This is a genomic window from uncultured Gimesia sp., assembly GCF_963976445.1.
In the GTDB taxonomy this organism is placed as follows: domain Bacteria; phylum Planctomycetota; class Planctomycetia; order Planctomycetales; family Planctomycetaceae; genus Gimesia.
In genome coordinates, this window is sequence record NZ_CAXBKP010000006.1 from 194297 (window position 1) to 217590 (window position 23294).

Consider the following 23294-nt stretch of genomic DNA (forward strand, 5'->3'; position numbering starts at 1 on the left):
ATTTGTGAATCGCTCGTATAGAATAGAAGGGAAGTAATCGCTTATCACATTGTTTGATCCATCTCGATGACCCATGAATACGAAATCACAATCAGCTTGGAAACGTTGGCTACCGTGGCTGGTCCCCTTACCACGCAGGATGTTTGATAAACCACTAACCGGGAAACAAATGCTCGTTTATTATCTCTGGCGGATGTTCGCATTTTATGCACTCCTGCTGATTCTGTTGATGCTTGTACAACGCTGGCTCATCTATCAACCCACGCGGGTCACCTCTTTATCCGTCGATCAGGCCAATGCTCCCTTCGGTGTGATACATGAGATTTCCACCAAAACGGAAGACGGTCTCGATCTCAAAGGCTGGCATTTTCTGGCAGGGCAAGTCGCCTGTAATGATCGTGCTGGCTGTGACGCGGAACTGGCGAAAGCACAACCGGTAGTGATTCTGTTCCACGGTAACGGCGGAAACCGTCTGCACCGCATCGAAACCTGTCGACTGTTGGCCAGTCTCAACCTGCATGTGTTCGCCTTCGATTATCGCGGCTATGCCGAGAACCCGGGTAGCCCCAGCCAGGCCGGTTTGCTCAACGACGCCCGCGCCTTCTGGAAGTACGCGGTCCGCGATCGCAAAGTAAACCCGGATCGGATTATTCTGATGGGCGAATCGCTGGGAGGCGGCGTCGCGACGTTACTCGCCAGCGAACTCTGCCAACAGAACACGCCACCCGCGGGACTGATGCTGCGTTCCACGTTTAGCTCGATGGTCGATGCCGCCTCGTTTCATTATCCCTGGATCCCCGTTTCCTGGTTGCTCTGGGACCAGTACCCCAGCCAGTCCGTAATTTCCGATGTGGTCTGTCCGTTGCTTGTAATTCATGGCACGAAAGACCAGATCGTCCCCTATGTGCTAGGCAAAAAACTGTTCGACGCCGCTTCGCCCGCCTCCGCGACCGGCATTCCCAAACAGATGATCTCAATCGAGCAGGGCAGCCACAACGGTTTGATCTACGAAGCACGAGGCAAACTGACGCAAGCGTACGCTCAGTTTACCAGGCAGCTTTTCCCGTAAGAATCTGCTATTTGTCTTCCGACCGTTTACTGCGAAAATCGCTGGGGGTCTCCCCCGTCAACTTGCGAAACGTGCGTGTAAAATAAGCGGGCGAAGAAAATCCCAGCTTGCGACTGATCTGATCAATGGTCATCGAAGGATTACAGAGCATCCGTTTTGACTGCCAGATTTTGATCTCATTAAAATAGGCCATGATGCCGCATCCGTATGTTTTCCGGAACGCGGTCTTCGCCTGTGTCGGACTCACGTGCAGCTCCTGCGCAACCTGTGGGATCGTCAAGCGATCATTCACCCGATTCAACAAGAGACGGCGAATCTGTAGCGCGATGTCATCTTCTGTATTTGCGGTGACTGCAGGCGACAAGTGCTCCAGCACCTGCGACAGAAAGACCAGTAAGCTGCTGGTAACGTCCAGCTTCCGGTGTGGATGTTCGGCAATTAACATATCCGCCATCCGCCAGAACGCATGCTGCAGATCAGGGTTCCCTACAGAACTGATGGTGTGCACGCCAGTCACCAGCGTTTCCAGTTCCCGACACGCTTCCACCATTCCTGAGTCTTCCGGCCACTCTCCCAGCCGTTCCGGATCAATCAGAAAGGCGATCGTTGAAGCGGTATGCGGACCCTCGTTCATCCAGTGATGGTCCACGCCCGATCCGATCATACAGAAATCGCCTGCGTCGAGCAGCTGTCTGCCATCGGGAGTTAACATCGTGAGTGGTCCCTGCAAACTCCCATGCATGGCGATCACAGCATGATTGTGCTTCTGCGTCGTCGTGCCCGGCGGAAAATGTCCAGACGTAAACCGCGCAAAGGGCCCCGGGGTCGGATGGTAATAGGCCAGATAACTCCAACTCTGCTTCAGAGAAGCCAGACGCTGGGGCCGTGTGGAGGGGAGATAATAAGAGAGATCCGTTTTCTCCGCATCCGGACTGATTTCACGTTGATGAATCGAGGGTTGCAATCTGTCTGACCCGTTGACGGAAGCTTGATGACGCATGTGTGCACAACTTCGATTAATAGTTCTTAATTCTGCGAACCTGTCGCGATCCCTGAGTTGGTTTTCACTGCCATTACAGCGTCTATCACATCAGTTCAGCGAACCTGTTTTGTCAGATTTCAGAGCACGACTGATTATAGCGTACCCAAGAGGGTCCTCGACAGTCTCAATGATCACATCTCAACAAAACGAGTCTGATATCATCATAAACATCTATTACGAATGAAAATAGAATGTGTACTCCCACAAGCCTCTGGAATGTCCGATTGTGAAATCTTTCGGTCTAAAAAGACATATCACATCTTCGATTACTGAGTAGAGTGGGAAAGAGCAACTCTGGAATTTCACACTGGCACTCAAATTAGCCAAACGGTTTTTCCTGAACCTGTCAGCGGATTCCAGTCTGCTGCCTATCAGAACCTGAGACACTTCCGGAAACCAAACCGTTCATTCGTTTCCAGAGGTTTCCGCGAAACACGTTATTTTAATAACGCGCTCGATCATGACGTGAGAGTCCATTTTTTTTAAACCATTCGATAGTTTAATAAATTTTAGAAAAGGATGAGGTCACGTGAAACGAAAAGCATTTACCTTGATCGAATTACTGGTGGTGATTGCCATCATCGCAATTCTAATCGCCTTGCTGCTTCCCGCTGTGCAGCAGGCGCGCGAGGCCGCGCGGCGAAGTACCTGTAAAAATAATCTCAAACAGCTGGGCCTGGCGTTTCATAACTATCATGATGTCTTCGGTACTTTTCCGATTGGCGCCCAATCTCCCATCTATCAGGCCAACTGGCGTGTCTCGATTCTGCCTTACCTCGACCAGGCACCTCTGTATAATCAATTAACTCAAACTCCCGCTAACGGTCGCGGTTACAATACCTACAACGGCTGGACCGGCGACGGTGGATACGGCACTGGTGCTGGCTCCAATGAAGTCTTGAACAACGCAATGGTGCCTTCTTACAAATGCTCGTCCAGCCCTTTGAGCGCGTTCTTTGCTGGTACAGCAAATGGCATTTCTCCCGGTCAGGATAGAGGGGATGTTGGCATGACGATGGACTATGTCGGAATCGCCGGTGCTTACACCGCTGCGGCTCCCTTCGATACCAACGCAGTCGACAACACTTACTACGGAGCCATGGCTCAAAACGGGATGCTGCAGATCAGCAAATCCAGCAAAATGCGCGACTGCACCGATGGGACTTCCAACACCATCATGGTCGGCGAAGACTCTGGCTCAATCGCCGGAGTGGACTACCGCAAGAATTTATCTGGCGGCTGGTCCGGGCATCGCGGCGTCTCTACCAGCGGCGGTTCCGGCTATGGGGGCGGCGGTGTCGTCACCATCCGTTATTCTCCTAATCCGAAAACCAAACCCGCTTATACCGGCGCCGGATTTAATAACGGACCACTGACTTCGTTTCATACCGGCGGCGTGCATATCCTGCTGGGTGATGGAGCCGTTCGTTTCCTTTCAGACAACATCGACTTCAATACCCTCCTGGCACTGGGTGCATTGAACGATGGTAAAGTGCTCGGCGAATTTTAACGATTTTTGCAGTAGCTTCGGCACGCACCTGTCGCGACTTTCACAGGTGTGTGTGTCACTAAATTCCGGAATACACCTCATGATTACGACACCGATACACTACGGCCGACAGCAATGGCTCCGATTGGGAACTGTGGTCTGTCTGACCTGCCTGCTGTCAGGCTGCGGCGAAACTCAGGCGGAATCCAAGCCTATGGGTACCGTGACCGGCTCCGTTTCGCTCAAGGGAAATCCGCTCACCGACTGCCGCGTCAATTTTATCTCCGAGCAGGTGGGGGCCGGCGCGGGAGGCGATTTGCAGTCAGACGGTTCCTTTACCCTTGATGGCCCTGTTCCCGCTGGCAACTACAGCGTATTTATCTCGCTTCCCGAAAATTTCACTCCTGCCCAGGCTCAAGCCAAATCGGGCCTGTCGAATGTGCCGAAAAAATACCTCAGCCAGTCCACGACCGACTTAAAAGCGGATCTCAAGGAGGGAGAAAACAACGTAAGCTTCGACTTAAAGTAATCCCTAAACTTCCGGTCACGTTCAGAGTTTCATTACCACCATTTTTTTCGAAAGAACAGGTGTTGAAACGTCTGTGGCTCGGTTAAACTAATTAGAAGCTCCGTTTGTATCATCCCGTTTGAATTGACACCCCGGTTCCTCACTTTTCAACCAGACTCAGAAAACCTGACACCATGAATCATTTCTTCTCACACGCGCACGCCAAACAATCACAAAACGCGATCCGAATCAGCTGCGCAATGCTGCTGGTCGCACTCATCAGTTTGATGTCACCCCTGATCGCTGCTGCAGGAGAGCTCCTGGCCGGCGCCGCTAAGGTGGATATCTCGAATCGTAATGTGCCAGTGAATGATCCACTGTATGTGAAAGCTCTGGTCATCAAAGAGGGCCACACAACCGCCATCATTGTCACCGTCGATGCGGTCGCCATCGGCGAGATCGGTTCCATCACCAACGAATATCTGGGCAACGTCCGAGCACAAATTGAAAAAGATCTGCAGATCAAGCCGAAAAACATCATGGTCAATGCCAGCCACTGTCACGGCAGCGTATGTAAAGACGTCGAACAGCGGACCATACAAGCGATCAAAGCCGCCGCCAAAAACCTGGTTCCCGTGAACGTCGGCGTCGGCACCGGACACGAAGACCGCGTGATGGAAAACCGTCGCCTGTTCCTTAAAAATGGTAAAGAAGCCGACGTGCGACATGCATACTCGCTGCCACCGGATGAAGAAGTTGCCAAAATCGGCCCCATCGATCCGGAGATCGGCATCCTGAAGCTCGAAAAAAAGAACGGTGAAACGCTGGCGGTTGTCTACAACTTCGCCGTCCATCCCATTCAGGGCGTCCCCAGTAAAGGCAGTACCGCCGACATGAGCGGCTTCGCCTCGCAGGTTATTGAGGACAATCTGAGTGACGGTGCGATTGCTCTCTTCGTGCAAGGTTGTGGCGGCGATATCAATCCGGCGCAGTACAAAGACGTCGATAACCCCCGCGACGCCGAGACGCTGGGTAACCTGCTCGGCCTCAGTACACTCAAGGCACTCAAAAAAATCAAATGCACTGATGCCGGCTCCCTCAAGGTCATGAATGAAACACTGGCGGTGCCCCGTTCCAACAATGAAACCCGGATCGCATCACTTAAGGTGGAACAGGAAAAGCTATTGAACTCACTGCAGGGAACCAGTCTGAACCTGAAGACATTCCTGCCACTTATTGTGAAGTACAAACTCTATGAAGACTATCCGTCGTACTATTCGCACCGCTATCTGCTGGAACAGAAACTGGGCCGTGACGGCTTACAGAAGCTCGACGCAGAGAACCGTGCAAACATGGAACGCTATATCAACAACGTCTACAGGATGGAGCAAATGACGCGGAATAAAGCGAATCTCAGGCTCATGACCAAGCACCAGACCCGCAATCAGGCCGCCGGCAAAACGCTCGATGTAGAAGTGTTCGGCATTAAGGTTGGCGACTTCCGCATGATCACGTTCCCCGCAGAACTGACCGTCAACATCGGCTTGAACATCAAGAAAAAGTCGCCGTTCGAAAACACGTTCGTCGCCGGCTACACCAACGGCTACAACTACTACGCCCCCACCGCCGATCAGCTCAAAAATGTCGGCGGTGCCCAGGAAGACAGCGACTGCATGCTGGCCCCCGAATGGCAGGCTATCTTCGAAACCAAAGCACAAGAAATGATCAAAGCGCTGAAGTAATTTGAATCAAAATACGGATGCCGGGTGGTACCGGATGCAATCCGGTATTGCCGCAGGCAACAGGAAACTGGCAGAGTTCTGTCGCGAATGTTTTAAATTGCAACAACGCCTGGAATCATAGGGGCCACCCTGTGTGGTTGCCCGTGCTATTGGATTGTTCGCGTATTGATTTTTGAATGGTTCACTCACTCCCATCCACCTGCGAGATAGAAGTAAACGCAACCAGGCGGGCGGACACATAGGTCCCGCCCCTACGAATTAATTTCGCTGTGACAGAATTATTTCGAACGGTTTCTCCATCATTAATTTTGTGAGCGGAATGGCGCGAACCACCGTTTTAAACCGGCTACCCTCAATCCAATAAACGGCGGCTGGCGCCGTGCCGCTCACTTTGTTTCAGGCAGACATATAGATTCCACGACTCTGGAACAATCTATCAGCGTTTTCCGTTCACTGTTGGCCAGCCAACTGTGCCACACGGCCGGTTCTCTTGGCGTCTGATTTCGAACCTACTTCTTCTTAATCGTCAACCACAGGTGAGGTAGTTCGAGATCTGGTTTGGGGCGGGCGGTGTTGCGTTTGGGGCTTATGCCTTTAATGACGGCGGTTGCGGTGTGCTGCTTTGATTTGTCTTTCACACTCGTTCCCTGAATTACCAGCGGGCCTTGAAAGGCGACGTCCTTGTTGGCTTCCAGCTTCAACTTGACCGACTTGCCCCCTTTATCCTTGACCTTCGAAACGACCGGGGCACAAGTCGCCCCTTCCGGCAGACCAATCAGACTGACTTCGATATCGTCGTTGAAACGAGGACTCTGTCGGTTGATCGTCACGTCGATCTCCAGCGGCTTGTCGCCAGCTGTTAGCGTGTATTGTTCATTGGCTGCCTGCAGAGAGAAATCAGATTCAGTGGGCAGGATCGACATTAGATACACATAACGAAAGCCGCCGTGCTGAAAACGATCGGTCACATCCAGACGATATTCGCCATCGGCGGGGATCGTATAATCTAGCCGAGCGTCGAAATCATTCCGCTTCGGATCGTCGATCTCTTTGAGCAGTTTTCCTTTCGCATCGAAGAGTTTCATATGCGTATCCAACGGATAACCCAGCATGTGGGAATCGACTTTGAACGAAAGTTTTTCGCCTTTCTTTGCGGTGAAGCGATAGACGTCGATCTCTTCCGGCTCCGCAATTTTTCCCGTGACTGTCGTCGGCAGCGTCAACGCTTGCCCTTTTTCCTCTTGTGTCGCTTTCGTTTCCAGTACCACTGGAGTGGTACTCATAGGAATCGTCAACCAGTTCCCCAGTTGAGGCGCACTGAGCAGGGCACTCTCATTCGAATCGGCAACGAACGGTAATAGTGTCTTTAGATTATCAGGCAGATTCCACCCTTCCAATGCCACTGGTTTCGCGGTTGAGGGATGCCAAGCCAGAGGCAGACTGTGATCGACAAACGGCCCTGTCGTCAGTGTGAGCCGATAAATGTAAGAACCAGCGCCGGCAAAACGAATCGAGCTGTTGGCATCGGCGGGAAAGGCGAACGTTCTGATATAGTATGTCCCATCGGCGGGAGCGGTAAACACAATCCGCGGATCGTACCAGAGTGTGTCATCGATCTGCGAGAGAACCGTGCCGCGGTGATTGAGAATTTGCAGCACGCCATCCATGGGAGATCCCAGTTGTTCGTTGGCGACCTGCGAGGCAATCAGAGTCTGCCCCTTTTTTAGTGAAACCTGATACGTGTCAACATCACCACTTTTGGCAAGCACGCCGTTGATGGTTGCACTGGGTAACTCAACCTTCTGGGCGTCTGATAATTTTTCGTTGGGTTCGACTTCGGCCTGTTCGGTCAGCGTGCCAACCAGGAAGGGACGAATTCCAGAGGCCCCTTCGGCGTTATGAAACCGCAGCCAGTAGAGCCCCGGTTTAGTGGCGGGATCGATATGTATCGAAAACTGCTTCTCTTTGCCTTTGGCGGGTTTGGCCGGGATCTCGACTTTCAACCCGGGAGCCGATGTCCAGACGGAAACCGGCTGCGTTCCCAGGGTCTTGTCGACGCTGACGTCCACCTTCTGACCAACCTGTCCCCCGGCGGGACTCAGATAATTCACGCTGGGCGGTGCCGCACTGGTTGTTGCAGACAGATCGAAGACAACTGAGAATGCGAGAACAGCGGGCAGAATCTGGGCGGTGGAAAACATCGGCAAAATCATTCTCAGTCGGAGTGCAGTCAGTCTAAGCAAACAATTCCGGAATGGGTGTCGGATCGCTGACCAGATGCGAAGGACGACCTTCCGGCGTATACATGACTTTGTCGGGATCGATGCCCATTTTAGTATAAATGGTCGAGACAAAGTTTTCAGGGGAGAGTACGCGTTCCACCGCGGAGTAACCGGCTTTGTCGGTTGCTCCGAGTGCCAGTCCGCCGGGAGTTCCACCGCCGGCCATCAAAACAGACATCGCGTTCGACCAGTGATCACGACCGCCGCCCGGATTGATTTTCGGAGTCCGCCCGAATTCACCCAGCGCCAGCACCATCGTCGTATCCAACTGACCGCGTTCATCCAGGTCTTCGATCAACGTGGCAATCGTATTTTCAAAAGCAGGCATCCGGGTATTAAAGGATTTGAACAAGCTGCCGTGATTATCCCAGCCCCCTTCATACAGGGTGATGAATGGCACACCCGCTTCGGACAGACGACGGGCAAGCAGGGCTCGTTGACCGAACGAAGTCCGACCGTATTTGTCGCGGAGTGCGTCCGATTCTCGGTCTATTTCAAATGCCTTTTGAGCGTCAGTAGACGCAACCAGGCTATAGCCCTGTTCGTAATATTCATCCAGGTTCAATACCGGATCGCCAGCGACTTTGTCTTTAATGCGTTTCAGCTGATCGACCTGTTCACGTAATTCGCGGCGACTTTCATAACGCCCATCGGTTAACCCGCTGGGCAAAGCCAGATCGCGAACGCGGAAACTCTTCGAATTTGGGTTATCGGAAACAACAAAGGGTGCATACTTCGCACCCAGGAAGTTCGGACCGCCGGAACGCGACATGCTGGGCATCGAGAAATACGCGGGCAGATTATTGGTCGTCGGTTTCTGATGCGCGACAACAGACCCCATGCTAGGATGAAAACTGACGAACGCACCACAGCCCACAGGAATTCGTGGTGGGGCACCGGTCATCATGTAATGGTTGCCCGCACCGTGGTTGCCTTGGTTATGACGAATCGAACGGATCACCGAACATTTATCGAAGATCGAAGCCAACCGCGTCATATTCTGAGAAAATTGAACGCCGGGAACTTTGGTCGGGATCGGGTTGAATTCACCACGAATTTCTACCGGTGCATCTGGCTTGGGATCAAACGTTTCGTAATGCGACGGTCCGCCATCCATCCAAATCAGAATCACACTCTTAGCGGTCGCTTTCGGATTTGGCGATGCTGTTCCTTTCGCTCTGGCTCGCAATCTTAACAGGTCAACCATGCCCAGGCCGGTCATGGCGCCCAGCCCCAGCTGCAAGCAACTCCGTCGAGTCATTCCATCGCAATTTTTTGAAACGTTCATCATTTCTGATCCTGTTACTTTTTCGTTTAAAACAACCGCCGTTTTGAGGGTAGGGGACTTCAGTTCTTGAAAAGGTACTCGGGAGTATTGAGCAGCGCCCACATCAGGTCTTCAGTCGCCTGCTGTCGCTTCGCGCCTTCCTTTTCAAACAGGGAGCGTCCCAGTCGTTGTTCTTCCATGGTCGGATACCGTGAATAAGCTGTCAGATAAATTTCTTCTACAATCTGATCGGGCGTCATCTTACTTTTCGCCCATTTCGCACTATTACCATTTGATGACTGAATGCGAGAATACATATCGCGCGAATTCATCATGTGCAACACCTGCACGACTGTTGTATCGGCGGTCCGTTCGCAAGGCGGTGCCTGATTTGGATCGGGCCGCCCAAAGGAATCCAGGAAGTCCGATTTCACACGGTGCGTCCAAATTTGTTTCGCAGTCGAATCAGCGGGCATCGCCGAGAACGTTTCTGATACACCGATCAATTCGCTGACGCTGTCCACCAGCACTTCGGCACGTAAACGTTGACGATAAAACCGCGAGTAATTTCGCGTGTCACCCACATTCGTTTCGTTGGGCAGCGCGCTTAAGCTGTAAACGTGCGACGTTACAATCGTTTTGATATATTGTTTCATATCAAATTTCTGATCCCGGAAGTGTTTCCCCAGCGCTTTGATCAGCGGCCCATTCGTGGGAGGATTGCTTTCCCGGAAATCATCAATCGGCTCTACAATACCGCGTCCCATCAGATCGGCCCAGATTCGATTGGCACTCACTTCCGCAAAGAAGTGATTCTGAGGTGAAATAATCCAGTCCGCCAGAATATCGCGGGGGTCCTGATTCGGTTTGATTTCGGGTACTTCACCAAACAGAGGTCGTGGCTCAAGTACTTCGTTGGTCAGCGGGTGTTTCACGCTGCCGGAATTCGCCGTAAAGACCATTTCCTCTGAGCCCGAGATCGGCGCTGAAATCCCGCGGCCTTTGCGACCAATTTTCGCGAAGTAAGCAGCAAAGCTGTAGAAATCATCCTGTCCCCAGACTTCGGAAGGATGATGATGACACTGAGCACAACTCAAGCGAATTCCCAGGAAGAGTTGGCTGACGATCGTTGTGAGTTCTTCGGGTTTTCGACGATCGCGGAACATGGTGACCGCACCGTTGTGCCATGTCCCGCCTTTGGCCGTTAGTAATTCTCGCGCGAACTGATCGAGGGGCTTGTTCTGGTGAAATGATTGCCGAATCCAGGCATCATAATTCAACACGGTCTTGATACCCACATGATATGGATTAGGACGCAAGAGATCGGCCCATTTATTGGCCCAGTGATCACCGTACTCCGGTTGTTCCAGTAGATAGTCCACCAGGCGTTCGCGTTTGTTGGGGGAGGGATCCTGCAGATACGCGCGGGCTTCTTCAGCCGTCGGTGTGCGACCGATAATATCGATTGAGACACGACGCAGATAAGTCGCGTCATCGACCGGTTCAGAAGGTTTCAGCCCATATTTCTGAAGTTTATCCCATGCCAGTCCGTCAATAAAATTGTTGCGAGGCAGCTTGGTATAATATAGATCGGGAACAGAATTATCAGAGGGGACCGTCACACTCAGAGACGCAAAGTTTCCCATATAGCGGGCCATGATTGAGGCTTCGCCCATCAGGGAGCCTGCGGTCACGAGACCTTGTTCGTCCGCGGAAACATAGACGCTTTCGCTCGACATGAACTCTGCCAGATCGGTAACGTCACGAGTGGAACCGTCGCTGTAATGTGCGGTGACCACCATTTGCTGTTGCGTTTTGGGCTGCATGATCCGCTCGGTTGGATACGCCGAGATTTTCACCAGCTTCGGTGTCTCAGCGACGCTGCGTGTCGCACCTTCGGCGATCCATTGTTCCATGAGCCGATAGTAGGAACTGTTTTCCAACAGCTTCTTGCCTCCGCCATGCGGGACTTTTCCGGCCCCTTTGAGCAACACCAGACTTTGATCTGGCGCCAATGGAAACGCACGCCGTCCACGTGATTCTTTCGTCAGCGCGGCGTAATCGAATTCTGGATCGAAGGCAAACATCGATAATTGAAACCCACCCTGACCACGTTGCTTCCCGTGACAGGAACCGCCGTTACAGTGAAAGCGGGATAACATCGGATGCACGTCGCGCTCGAAATCGATCAAAGTCTGCTTGTCAAAGTCTTTCACTTCAACAGGTATTTTGATGTTCTGCGCGCCATCGGAAACAGTCACTGACGCCGATCCATTGGAAAGCGGCTGAATTACCCCTGTCTGATCGACACGAATCACCGTCGGTTGATCGGATTGAAATTTCACTATGCGAGTGAGATCAACGGTTTGTTTCTTATTTGTGTCGGAGACCAGCAACTGTTGCCGGGAACGCTTCCCGATTAACTGAACTTTTTCCGGGTAAACTGCCAGCGACGATTTCGGAGGCGCCTCGGCTGCTTGCGCAGAGACAGCGGAAAGCAGAATCAGACAAACAAGATACTGATAGACTAGAGATTTCATCTCGATGTTCTATCCCAAATTCAATAGGAAGGATACGCTGTGAGGTTCGGTGGTAGCAGTGCCAGGAGGAAAATGGGGAAGGAAGTAAAGGCAAGACACTCAAAAGCAAAACTGATCGTACTGACTTCTTAAGTCTTCACTTCTTATTAAGACTTCTCGGTGACTGCTTATATATATTGTCTCTTATATTCCCTATTCGTCAACTTTGTTTTAACAACTTTATTTATGAAACACGTCTTAGCATACCTTTCCTGAGTGGCAAAGACTACCCTTTATTCCAGAAACGAACCATGCGTCCACCATTTTGTGCGTCTCATAACGGTTGTCAGGGCGTATTCTGCAGTCGTTCCAGCTCAGACTTGACGTATTCGACCTTATCACTGATCGCATAATTTGCATTCCAGGCTTGGGGAAACAGAATTGCCTGCCCTCCATGCTTGCGGAATCGGTCCACATTTTTATGCTGGTCATCGATCAGGACCACGTCCGGTTTTGCCAGCAGATACTTTTGGGTCCCAATCATGAAATCCATGAACAAGGGTTGATCAAAGTGCTCTCTGAGCCATTCCACCTTGGCCGAAGCACAGGCGGCACTGCGACTCGGTGAGGTGCTGATGGTAAAGGGCGCTGTCTGTTTGATGAGCGTGAGCAACTCATTCAACCATGGATAAGGAGGAAACTCTTTCCAGAAGCGGCCGCCGATGGAATCGACGGGTTTCCAGAATTCATCCTTGGTCAAACCCAGCACGCCAGCGAAATTCGCATTTCCCTCGGGCCAGTTCTTGAGCAGATGCTCCTGACCATGCAACTCCAGAATTGCGCCCATGAAATCGGAGATGACGCCATCCATGTCCAATAAGATATGTCGCACAGCCATGCAGTTTTTTCACTCCGGGAAGACAGTTTGAAGATAAAACGGTATGATTACCTGTTGAGCATAGAATAAAATGAAATCAACGGCCAGAGTGGCAACACCCGAATTTGACGATGGACCAACACACCATGACAGACTGGATTCCACTGGGAGACGTTTCCGAAATTGCCCCCGGTGAGCGTAAATCATATACGATTAAGGGAATCGAAATCGCCGTATTTCACGTCGCGGACGCAGAACAGCCGGGCGCTTATTATGCGATTCAGGATTCCTGCCCGCATCAGGGCGCTTCGCTGATCGAAGGGGAGGGCGAAGGAACGGAAGTCGCCTGTCCGCTGCACGACTGGAGCTTCGATGTCGCGACAGGCGAATGTCACGACTTTCCGGAATTTCCTTTGACCCGCTACGAACTCAAACAGGAATCAGGAGTACTCCTGATCGATGCTTCCGCGTTTGAAGAACAAGGTCCTCCGCAAAATCTGTTTCTGGTACGTTATGGAGTCATGGGCTGGGTCGATCATTTCGCCGGTGAAGAAGAGGCCTCTTTTGCGCACCGTGATCGAATTATTTTAGAAACAAGTCGCGGCGAAGAGGTCGGCGAGATTCTCTCGTCCGTCGATCTGCTGGAACAAGCGGGAACCTCTGCCGGTTCTATTCTGCGTGAATTCACCCCGACAGACCAGGAGACACTTTCCCGTCAGGAAGATGTCACCGCGCGTGTTTTTCAAGATTGCCAGACCCTGATTCAAGAGCGGGGGATGCCAACGGAAATCATCGATTGCGAACAATTATTTGATCAGCAAACGGTTGTGCTGTATTATCTGGGAAGCAGGATGCCCGCACTGGAAATTCTTGCACAGGAACTGAATGCCAACTATGCCTGGCGCATTGTATTTCATCCCGTCGACGAAGCACCTGCCGCATCGGGCTGTTCCAGTGGCGGATGTGGCTGTGATTCAAAATGAGAACCTGCTTCTGACTTCGTCCTCACCACAACATTCCAACCACCCACTCCAACGGAATTCATCATGAGCCATTCGATCAACCGTCGTTCGTTTCTGGGGACCTCACTGGCCGCCACTGGTTTGGGAGCCGCCGCTGCTTCCTCACTCTCTGCTGCAGAAAAAAAAGAAGAAACGGAGTCTGCCGCCTCTCCGAAACCGATTCAGAATGAGAAAATTCTGCACGCACGAAAAGTGGCCCTCGATATTCTGAAACCGACGCCGAAGCAACTGGAGCACGGTCTGCAGCTCCATGCGGATTCACTGGTGTTCGACTCTTACGGCTTTGCACCACGGGCCGCGATCGATGGCGACAAAATGGCGGCTGCGATTAAAGCAAAAGCGTCTACCACGGAACTGCAGGACCTCAGAGAAGACATGTCGATGACCCGTTGTGCCACTGACCCGACGGAACAACGCGAGTTCAAAGAAGCCTTCGATGCGGCGGGTGTGACCTGCATCTTTCAGAACGCCGGCGAAGAAGGGCAGGATCCGCTGCGGCTGATTAAACGGCTGGCTCGATTCACTTTTACCACAGACATGCTTGCCGATTTTGTGCCCAAAGCGGTCACTCCCGATGATATTGTGCAGGCGAAAAAAGAGGGCCGCCACTGTTTATACCTGACTGGCAACGGCGTTCCTTTGACCCAGCAATGGGAAACAACAACCGACGAAATGAAATACATGCGGATCTTTTTCCAGCTGGGAATTCGGATGATGCATATGACTTACAACCGCCGCAATATGCTGGGCGATGGTTGTGCTGAGCCCGCGAATGCCGGCTTAAGTGACTTTGGCCGAACCGTGGTCGCCGAAATGAATCACCTGGGTATTATTCCAGACGTCGCGCACTCAGGCTGGCAGACCAGCTTGGAAACGGCGCAGGTTTCCGAAAAGCCGGTCGTCGCCAGTCATACCACGTGTGCCAGCCTGCATCACCACATTCGCAGCAAGCCCGACAATGTGATCAAAGCCATCGTCGATACCAACGGCTTGATCGGCATCTGTTGTATTCCCCGTTATCTGGGAGGCGATGGGAACATCAGCGTCTTATTGGATCACATTGATTATGTGGTAAAAAAATATGGCATCGATCATATCGCCATTGGAACCGACGTCTCCTATACCTCGCGCAATAGCGCACTCGAAAACAGAAAAGCGTCTGGTGCACCCCGTTCGCGAACTCCCTGGCGCAGCTTGTGGCCGGCAGACAACTTTCAGGAAACCCCTGAGATGCGAACCAGCGTTTCCTGGACAAACTGGCCTTTGTTTACCGTGGGCCTGGTTCAACGCGGCTACTCAGATGCGGACATTCAAAAAATCATCGGCGGCAATATGCTGCGAGTTTGTCAGCAGTCGACCTCCTGAATCGAACAGCAATTCTATTCCCTCTACGAGAGCTTGATTTTATGAGAGTGTTAATAACTGGTGCCGCCGGTTACGTTGGCCGTTATTTCGCGCAACACTGGCAAACCGAAGACGAATTGATTTTGGGAGACATCCACCCCAATCCCGATGATTCACGTTTTATTACTCTGGATATTACCGACCCGGTACAAACCCGCGCTGCCATGCAGGGCGTGGATGCTGTCATTCACCTTGCGAAACAGGCCGACGAAGGTCCGATGGAAGGGGATGAATTGAACGGGAAACGCTTCGACGTGAACTTGAAGGGGACGTTCAATTTACTCGAAGCGGCCCACGACGCCGGCGTGAAACGGTTTATTTTTACCAGCACGGTGATGACGGTTCTGGGATATCCTGCGCCACAGTGGATTGAATCCGATGCTCCGCCGCTGCCAGTCGGCTCGTATGCACTCACAAAACAATTGTGCGAAGTCATGTGTGCGCGTTATGCGCGTGAGTTTGGTATGTCCATCGTCTGCCTGCGAATTCCCAAGCCGATCGACCTCGAACATCCACTCTGGAAAACACATCCGCTCAGGCCACAATGGGTTCCCTTCCCCGACCTGATGCAGGCTTATCAGAAAGCACTGACGGCTGAGATAGAGGGCTGCGAGGTCATCACCATCGTGGGAGAAAGTTCAAAGCGGCGCTGGGACCTCAGTAAAGCGGAGAAGCTGCTGGGTTATCAGCCAACGATCCTGCCTGAAGAGCTGGGATTTGAAATGGGCAGCGAGGACCAACCGATCCCCGCTGAATCAAATTACGTCTGAATCAAGTCGTCGTTTTTGCACAGCTTGAATCAGACGCGTGATCAGGCTGCCCGTTTATTGCTCAACTCGACAATAAGGGAGTGCCTTTTCGAGTTTGGAGATTCCCTCTTCGGTAATTTCCGATCCATCGATATAAAGCGTTCCCAGATTTTTCATCTTTTTGAGCGAGGAAATTGCCTTATCACTCACATTCGAATTCCGCAGATTCATATCTACGATGCTCTCAAGGACCTTGAGTTCTGCTATCCCGTTATTACCAACCTGAGTGTCATTCAACTCCAGCCATTCCATATCTTTCATCTTGGTCAGATATTTCATACCGTCGTCCGTCACATTGGTATTGCGTAACCAGAGACGCTGCAAACGCGTGAGCCCTTTGATTTTCTTGAGCCCCTCGTCGGAAATATGGGTATCGCGAAGCAAGAGAACCCGCAGTTTTTTCAAACCTTTAATGTGTTCCAGACCTTCATCTGAAATCTGTGTTTCAGATAAACCCAATGTTTCCAGGCTTTTCAAGCCCGCAAGATGTGCCAGACCATCATCGGTAATTTCCATACCCGTCAGGAAAAGCTCTTTCAGGTTATCCAGGCCTTTGAGGTGTTTTAAACCAGCATCGGTGACCTTGGTACGTGACAGATTGAGGATTTCCAGATTGGTTAGTTTTTTGAATTCGCCAAGCCCCTCATCCGAGACCGGAATCCCATGCAGAGAAACTTCACGCAAGCTTTTCAATGGCTTGATGTGAACCATACCCTCGTCAGTGACTTTGGAGCCGGATAAATCCAGCTTCCGCAGTTTTGACAAACGTCCCAAATAGACCAATCCTGCATCGACTAGCTTCGAACCCGAAAATGAGACTTGAGCGATGTTGCCATTGTAGTCCATTTTCAAATTCGCACTGATCTCTTTCAGTGACTTGATATCCGTTTCCAGCGTTGATTCCGGGGGAACTTCTTCCTCTGAACCTGTGGCAGCTTTACTCATTTTTGATAGCCCATTTGGAATGAAATGTCTGACTCTGACGAAGGTCAATCTGTACAGTACACGATCTCGCCTTCGTTGCCTCTTCCAGAAAGGAGTAGCACGAACGCTATCCGCAAGTACACATTGCCCTGGTTTTATATCTACCGGCAATTATAATATACACATTAATCATGAAATTCGCATGTGAACGAACGATTTTTTTACTCGGGAAAACCGAACTTCCACCCATTCTGGGTTACTTTTTAGCCGGTTCAGACCAATTCAGGTTGCGCAGGATAAAGTCAAAGGTATCTTTCCCATTAATCGTATGTGGCCCATCGAAATATTCGATTTCCGTCCGGTCGCCGATCCCCATTTGGACATAAAACCGCCTCACTTTGGCGTATTCGGCTGCCACCCATTCGTCAGGTGCCACACCGTCATTGTGTCCGCGCTCAACCATGAAGGGGCGCGGGGCCATCAGATAAGACAGCTCTGCATAATTGGCAACATGCCCCATGTTCCATTCAAAGATTTCATATTCGCCATGAAACACGTAACTGTAGCGGTGGGCGCTGTCTGCATTTTTCCGAACCCATTCGTTGAAGTCACCCGAACAGATTGAAAAGACATACTGCTTAATAAACGGGGGCACACGCACGGCTGTCTTACCGCCATATGAAAGCCCGTAAAAACCGATCCGCTTCCCGTCGACAAATGGAAGTGAATCAAGCCAGGCCAGCGTGCTTTCGTGCTGGGGGATGATATAACTGTAAAGCGAACGCTGCATCGGATTGGATTTTCGCTGCAGTGTGCGAAACCGATCAAAGCCCCGATACGGATTCTGCGGGACATACACAATGAGTCCTTTTTTCACCAGTTCTGCACTAAAATTTTTGTAAGCGGCAAACAATCTGCCTTCTGCATTAATCGTGTCCATCGGCGTGCCTTCCAGACCATGCTGGCAGACGATCACGGGACGCTGTTCTCCGGGTTTGAGATCATTGGGAATCAGCAAGATCCCGCCAGCAACAATCTCGGGCATCACATCCAGCATGACTTCATAACCCTGATACTCTGCATGCTGAATCACTTTTCGTGTTTTAACATTCAATGGAACCGGCATGGCAGGCTGAGGGAGTCGGCCAATCAATTCATTATACACTTTTGTTCGCAGCGCATCGGAAGCCTGTTCCCACGATTCGACCGATTTATACTTACTCGGCTGCCATTCTTCATCCCGATAGCGGGCCGACTTATTAAGCACTTCCTGAGTGAATTCATTCATTTCATTAAATTGCTGCTCTTGTCGCGCCGCAGGATCAACGACCACACCATTGGCGACCGGCGTCAACACGACGGGCGGAAGTCGTTTTTTATTCATTTTGACTTTCAAGCCGAACAAAAACTGCTGGCGGGCTTGATCCGATCCTGCGGGCTCTGTGCCGTCACCTTTTAACACGAGTGACAGATTCTCTTTGAGTCCCAGTTTCTCGAAGACAGACGCTGCCCTGGCATATTCCGCGCGGACTGATGCGGGAGTTGCGATTTTAATTACTCCAGGTGCCGCAGACGCTCTGGTTCCCGGCTTCGGTTTCGAGGGCCCATCCACAACGGGTACAGAACAGGCTTCGATCACACAGGAGCGCGGCGCGATCATGCCGGCGATTTCCGCATCGCCGAACTCGGTAAGCTGGCTCCAGACATTCCGATAAATGGGCTCCTGCCAGACATCTTCCCGCTGTTGAAAATAGCCGGCGACCCACGTGGCTTTAATGCGGTAATCGGCGGCCCCGCTGAACAACGCCAGCAAGGCACCTTCACCCACCCCAACCACGCCGATCGGTAAAATACGACGCTCTTTTTTATCCAGACGCTCAAACTGATCGACGGCCGCCATCACTTTTTGTACTTCATAACCAATCACATGCCGCCCCATTTCAAACGCCATACGATAGATAAATTCGCGGTGCGGCTGATTGGTATAAAACACTTTTGGATGCCCGGAGAAATCAGACTCGCGACTCATCAAGGTGGGAATCACAACCTGGACTCCCGAAGCCGCCAGTTTCAGTGGAATCTGTGCTGATTTCGGAACGCCCGGCTGCAAACCGAGAAACATTTCCGGTGTCCAGCCAGCATCGGGTAAAGCCACCACGCGTGCTTTGATGTCGCCGGTCGGCTGTAACAAGAGCCCTGCTGCAGTCATGCCGTCTAATACCTGCCAGCGTACGACGTGCACTTTGAATTGCGGACACTCGGCAATCACGGACGTGTTTTCTGTCGTCGTTAATAATTCAAAGCCGGGGCCAGCAACGCGAGGATCAACGGCACCAATAATCGTTTTGAAACGCGCCCGGTTGTCTTTGATGCTTTCAATAAACGCAGCATGGCTGCTGAAAGCATAGTGCCATTTCTCTGGACGTAATTCCGGTGACTTCGCCAATGCGTTTAACGCATAACGATCGATGCCCGCCACCATATGTTCGTCGAGCGGCGCCGTCAGCTTGAGCGGCGCCGTCCCCGGCAGCTGTTCGGGGAACTCCAAAGCTTGCGCAAAAACTAAAGCAGGAAAACTAAGGAATAAAGCGACGACAAACAGGGGGAACGGGTATCGCATCATATGTTCCTGTGGGTGGGATTCAAAAGTGGGAGTGGGTTATGACTACGAACTCAAACAAGGCAGCCGACAGATGCTATTTGACTTTTTTACCGAACAGCAGAATCTCATCAAAATTACCGGTGTCATCGAATGAGCCAATTCCCACTCGTCCTGATAGAAACGTTTTGTCAGTCGCTGTCATGACCGGTTCTTGCATGTTATCAAAATAAATTTTGATCGAGCCTGTTTCCGTATCGCGGACGACACGTGCGTGATGCCATTCATCGTCCCAGTTCGTTCCGGGCGTGGTTTTTGTAGAAATTTTGGTGCGAGGCTTCCCGTTAACAATGAAAATCTGGTTGGCGTGATCATCCATTTTTTTACCGAAATGCACGTAGTAAAAATGGGCATCATCCTGATAGCCGAAAAACAGACATAAATCCCGATGGCCATAATCGGGAATCGTTGATTGCAGTTTGACATCGAAAAGGAAATCGCTGACGGAAATGTTTTTCAACAACGCACGATTATAAGGCGAGCGAACCGGCGGTTCGTATTTACTTCGCTTCGTAATCAAGCTGAATGCTTTGTTGTCTCCCTCCTCGATCATTTTCCAGGCTTTGGCGTCCGTTGGCTCCCAATGATTGGAATTCCCTGACTGAAAATTCTCATGAAACAGCAAAGGCAGTCCCTGCATGCTTTTGGGGAGCTGATCTTTTTTCAATGTTTTTAACGGCGCGGGGTCTTTGGCTTCGAGAGTACTGAGATCTGCAAAGGAAAACAGCATCAGTCCTGTCATCAGGCTGGCTGAGATAAATGAACGCAACATGGAATCGCTCCTGTCTGAATGGAAACCCGCAACCGCAGAATTTCGATACATTTCGAAATGCGTAGAAATTCAGGGATCACGGTATAAAATTCTGATCTTGTTTCAGAATCTATCAGACAGGATTTCGCCTTGATTTTCAAGCATCAGGCTGCTTGGGCGGCGGACCGGGACGTCTCAGAGGCCCTTGACCCGGTCTCCGGTCACGATTTGGCCGATCGCCGGGACCTCGAAATCCTTTGTTGGGGCGATCGTTTTTCTCTTTCGCACGTTCTTTATTGCCTCGTCCACCGGGGCCCTCGAAGCGCTGATCGATCCCCCGTAATAATTGCTGGGCAATCAAATTCTTAACTTCTTCTGACTGCTGTTTAATCTTTTTCTTGACTTCCGGCGGAAGATGTTGACTCAAATACGAATACTTCAGTTTTTCCTGCATTTCCTCTGGTGGGAGTTTCATCAGGTAATCTTTGTGTTTTGGATCCAGCGTCTCAAAATAGCGATGTAAATCTTCATCGGGAGGATTGATTTGAGCCAGTTCCTGTCTTACCGAACCGTATAACTGGTCCATCAACCCTTTTGCTAAAAAGATCGATATCTGCACGCGGCGCAGATCGGCGCGAAGCGCCTCGGCTCTGGGCCCCCGTTTTTCGCCCCGCTCAAAAATGGTATATTGATTGTCTTTCCAGACCTTGTGAATTTCATCAACCACTTCCGGACGTGGCCAGTCAGCTCCGTCAACATCATCCTGTTGTTTTTTTACATTGAGTGCTGCCTGTATTACGGCCAAAGATTGCGCCAACTCAGACATCTGTTTTTTGGGCCGGGGATACGTTACCGGACTCGGTATATTTTTTTCAATGATACCGATCACTTTGTTAAACAGTTCCGGTGTTGGACTTGTAATCCACAGCAGCCTCCTCTGGGGATCCTTAAAGATATCCACTCCCAGAATTTGTGAAATCTCACGAAAATGCCGACTGCCACGACGACGGCCTGGCCTTTGATGGGCCACACGGAATTTGCGAATCAACGCGATGCGTTCTTCTGGTGTTGCATTGCGCAGATCTTCCTGCTCCCAGGGAGAGAGTGTCTTCACCCAGTCGCAATACGATCGCATGACCCGATTCAATTCGGGCTTGCTGTGGGTCGCGCGATGAATCTCCCGGTAACGCTGCTTCTCTGCTTCTGACAGCTTCTGAAATTTTTCGTAATTGCGTTTTAATTGCGCGCGCTCGGCGGGCGACATCGCTTCAATCTTCTTGCGGTTAGCTGCCTCACGGTCTTCCTCCGGACCACTGGCGCCTAATAGAATCATCACACAAACAACCGTTCCCACCCCCACACCCATGGCGCGCAACAGCAGGGACCACAAAGCCGGTTCCTGGCTTGAGTCCTCTGCGGCTCTCTGAGATCGCCGCTGGTCAAGTTTATTGCTGCGCGGTTTCATTGAAGGTTCCTGATTGCTGCAATTCTTCTAGAAATTCCAGGCTTTGGACTTCCGAATAGGTGTCCAGGTTCTCGATAAATGATAACTCACTGAGCAAGGGTTCCGACTCTTCCGGCACCCACTGATTGGTGATTGCAAAACCGATATAAATCGAACAGGCCAGGCCAATCATCCAGCCACCGGCAATGGCAACTCTCCGAAGCTGCTGCTGTGATTTTTTACTCAACGAAAAACCAGAGCGATTCTGGTCTTCCGCGGCCTGTGCTTCCAGTTGGACCGATTTGATTGTGGAGAGCGTTTTATCGGTGAACTCGCTAGAGGCTTTGGTGATCGGTAGCTTGTCCAATAATTCCCAGGTTCGTTCCAGGGAATCGACGTGCGCACGCGTTTCCTCATCCCTCGAGAGAGATTGCTCAACCTCGATCGCTTCCTGATCACTCACCTCGCCATCAAGGTAGGCAACCAGCTTTTCTAGTTCCTGTTCTTTGATCTCTTTTTTCATTTTAGGATTCTACCGCGAATTCCTGTTTTGATTTAACCGTTAATATGCTTTTCCAACTGCACGCGCAAGTTTTCTCGTGCCCGAGACAATAATGATTTCACAGCCGCTTCAGACAGCTTCATGGCTGTCCCGATGTCGGCATAACTCATGCCTTCAAATTTGTGTAACAGAACCGCCATCTGCTGACGCTCGTTCAATGTTTCCATTGCTTCTCGTACAACCGCCTGGGTCTCTTTCAAACCGGCCTGACGGGTTGGCATCATCCCTGATTTTTCCATCAGCAACTGCTCTTCCGGCCTGACACCCAACGGGCCGGAATCCTGTGGATTGAGAGAGACCTCTCTGCGCCGGCCTTTATTGCGACGTGTATTGCTGGCCAGATTATTGGCAATCCGAAACAGCCAGGTGGAAAACTTGGCCTTCGGCTGATAGCTGTCCCGCGAGCGATAAATCCGCAAAAAGACTTCCTGCGCCAAATCCTCCGCTGCTTCCTGATTTCTCAGCAAATGGCAAAATATTCCGACAATCCGGTCCTGGTAATTAGCCACCAGCTCAGTGAACGCACCTTCATCGCCATCCTTGGCGCGCAGCATCAATTGCACGTCAGGATCACGTAAATAAGGTGAATTCAAAATTTCGGTAGTAGCCACGACTGACTTTTGACTCCCATCTCTCGGGGTAAGTGACCCGCCTGTACTAAACACGCAGCATAACAAAAAGTTTCTGTTCGAGTTTGTGAGAAACCCACTTTTTGTCTGTTTTCATGCAGGTTCGTACCCGTTATCGTCGCTAAACTTACATGTTAACACAAGTTGTCTTTGCCAGAAATTTATTCTACAACCGCTATCATGCCTGTAAATTTTTTAAGCAGGTAGTCCGCTGGTTTATCTCGGTTATGATAGTAGTTGTCAGCAGATCGCTCCGTTCGCTGTATTTTCTACTTCCCACCGATATGAGGGCCCT

Annotated in this window: 18 protein-coding genes; 7 read left to right on the forward strand and 11 right to left on the reverse strand. The window is 51.1% G+C overall.

Annotated features, from left to right (window positions below):
• Positions 1–73: 73 nt before the first annotated feature.
• Entirely contained in the window at positions 74–1069 is a 996-nt protein-coding gene (locus AAC022_RS09170) for an alpha/beta hydrolase (protein WP_339730292.1), read from the forward strand.
• Positions 1070–1076: 7 nt separating this feature from the next.
• On the opposite strand, the gene AAC022_RS09175 is transcribed toward AAC022_RS09170, so the two are convergent.
• On the reverse strand, positions 1077–2069 hold the full coding sequence (locus AAC022_RS09175; RefSeq protein ID WP_339730294.1) for an AraC family transcriptional regulator: 993 nt from the start codon (positions 2067–2069) through the stop codon (positions 1077–1079).
• 571 nt (positions 2070–2640) lie between these two features.
• Between AAC022_RS09175 and AAC022_RS09180 the strand changes: the two genes are divergently transcribed.
• The 3 genes from AAC022_RS09180 (at position 2641) to AAC022_RS09190 (ending at position 5850) form a co-directional block, all read left to right on the forward strand.
• Positions 2641–3621 carry a DUF1559 domain-containing protein gene (locus AAC022_RS09180; protein ID WP_339730295.1) on the forward strand — a complete coding sequence of 327 codons (981 nt, stop codon included), beginning with the start codon at positions 2641–2643 and terminating at the stop codon, positions 3619–3621.
• 79 nt (positions 3622–3700) lie between these two features.
• Positions 3701–4129 (forward strand): hypothetical protein, encoded by a 429-nt coding sequence (locus tag AAC022_RS09185; RefSeq protein ID WP_339730296.1) that lies wholly within the window; start codon positions 3701–3703, stop codon positions 4127–4129.
• A gap of 173 nt (positions 4130–4302) precedes the next feature.
• Complete coding sequence (locus AAC022_RS09190; protein ID WP_339730297.1) at positions 4303–5850, forward strand: hypothetical protein; 1548 nt, start codon at positions 4303–4305, stop codon at positions 5848–5850.
• Positions 5851–6359: 509 nt separating this feature from the next.
• On the opposite strand, the gene AAC022_RS09195 is transcribed toward AAC022_RS09190, so the two are convergent.
• From AAC022_RS09195 to AAC022_RS09210, 4 genes are all read right to left on the reverse strand, one after another.
• On the reverse strand, positions 6360–8051 hold the full coding sequence (locus AAC022_RS09195) for a PPC domain-containing protein (RefSeq protein ID WP_339730298.1): 1692 nt from the start codon (positions 8049–8051) through the stop codon (positions 6360–6362).
• Between the two features lie 34 nt (positions 8052–8085).
• Positions 8086–9423, reverse strand: a complete 1338-nt coding sequence (locus tag AAC022_RS09200) for a DUF1501 domain-containing protein (protein ID WP_339730299.1) — start codon at positions 9421–9423, stop codon at positions 8086–8088.
• A 56-nt stretch (positions 9424–9479) separates the two neighbouring features.
• Complete coding sequence (locus tag AAC022_RS09205) at positions 9480–11939, reverse strand: DUF1549 domain-containing protein (protein WP_339730300.1); 2460 nt, start codon at positions 11937–11939, stop codon at positions 9480–9482.
• Between the two features lie 325 nt (positions 11940–12264).
• Positions 12265–12816 carry a hypothetical protein gene (locus AAC022_RS09210; protein WP_339730301.1) on the reverse strand — a complete coding sequence of 184 codons (552 nt, stop codon included), beginning with the start codon at positions 12814–12816 and terminating at the stop codon, positions 12265–12267.
• 125 nt (positions 12817–12941) lie between these two features.
• Between AAC022_RS09210 and AAC022_RS09215 the strand changes: the two genes are divergently transcribed.
• The 3 genes from AAC022_RS09215 to AAC022_RS09225 all read left to right on the forward strand — a co-directional run bounded on the left by AAC022_RS09215 (position 12942) and on the right by AAC022_RS09225 (position 15991).
• Entirely contained in the window at positions 12942–13778 is an 837-nt protein-coding gene (locus AAC022_RS09215) for a Rieske 2Fe-2S domain-containing protein (RefSeq protein WP_339730302.1), read from the forward strand.
• Between the two features lie 63 nt (positions 13779–13841).
• Positions 13842–15182 (forward strand): membrane dipeptidase, encoded by a 1341-nt coding sequence (locus AAC022_RS09220; protein ID WP_339730303.1) that lies wholly within the window; start codon positions 13842–13844, stop codon positions 15180–15182.
• Between the two features lie 41 nt (positions 15183–15223).
• Entirely contained in the window at positions 15224–15991 is a 768-nt protein-coding gene (locus AAC022_RS09225; protein ID WP_339730304.1) for an NAD(P)-dependent oxidoreductase, read from the forward strand.
• A 54-nt stretch (positions 15992–16045) separates the two neighbouring features.
• Here AAC022_RS09225 and AAC022_RS09230 read toward each other — a convergent pair whose 3' ends face one another.
• From AAC022_RS09230 to AAC022_RS09255, 6 genes are all read right to left on the reverse strand, one after another.
• Positions 16046–16975, reverse strand: coding sequence for a hypothetical protein (locus AAC022_RS09230; RefSeq protein WP_339730305.1), 930 nt, complete (start codon positions 16973–16975; stop codon positions 16046–16048).
• A 235-nt stretch (positions 16976–17210) separates the two neighbouring features.
• A complete protein-coding gene (locus tag AAC022_RS09235; protein WP_339730306.1) occupies positions 17211–19574 on the reverse strand; it encodes a hypothetical protein in 2364 nt (787 codons plus the stop codon).
• 76 nt (positions 19575–19650) lie between these two features.
• The gene (locus tag AAC022_RS09240; RefSeq protein WP_339730308.1) at positions 19651–20385 is read right to left on the reverse strand and encodes a hypothetical protein; all 735 of its coding nucleotides are present in this window, start codon (positions 20383–20385) and stop codon (positions 19651–19653) included.
• Between the two features lie 136 nt (positions 20386–20521).
• The gene (locus tag AAC022_RS09245) at positions 20522–21829 is read right to left on the reverse strand and encodes a hypothetical protein (protein WP_339730309.1); all 1308 of its coding nucleotides are present in this window, start codon (positions 21827–21829) and stop codon (positions 20522–20524) included.
• A complete protein-coding gene (locus AAC022_RS09250; RefSeq protein ID WP_339730311.1) occupies positions 21810–22331 on the reverse strand; it encodes a hypothetical protein in 522 nt (173 codons plus the stop codon). Before AAC022_RS09250 ends, AAC022_RS09245 begins: the two co-directional genes overlap by 20 nt.
• Before the next feature lie 32 nt (positions 22332–22363).
• Positions 22364–22981, reverse strand: a complete 618-nt coding sequence (locus AAC022_RS09255; RefSeq protein ID WP_339730312.1) for a sigma-70 family RNA polymerase sigma factor — start codon at positions 22979–22981, stop codon at positions 22364–22366.
• Positions 22982–23294: the final 313 nt, after the last annotated feature.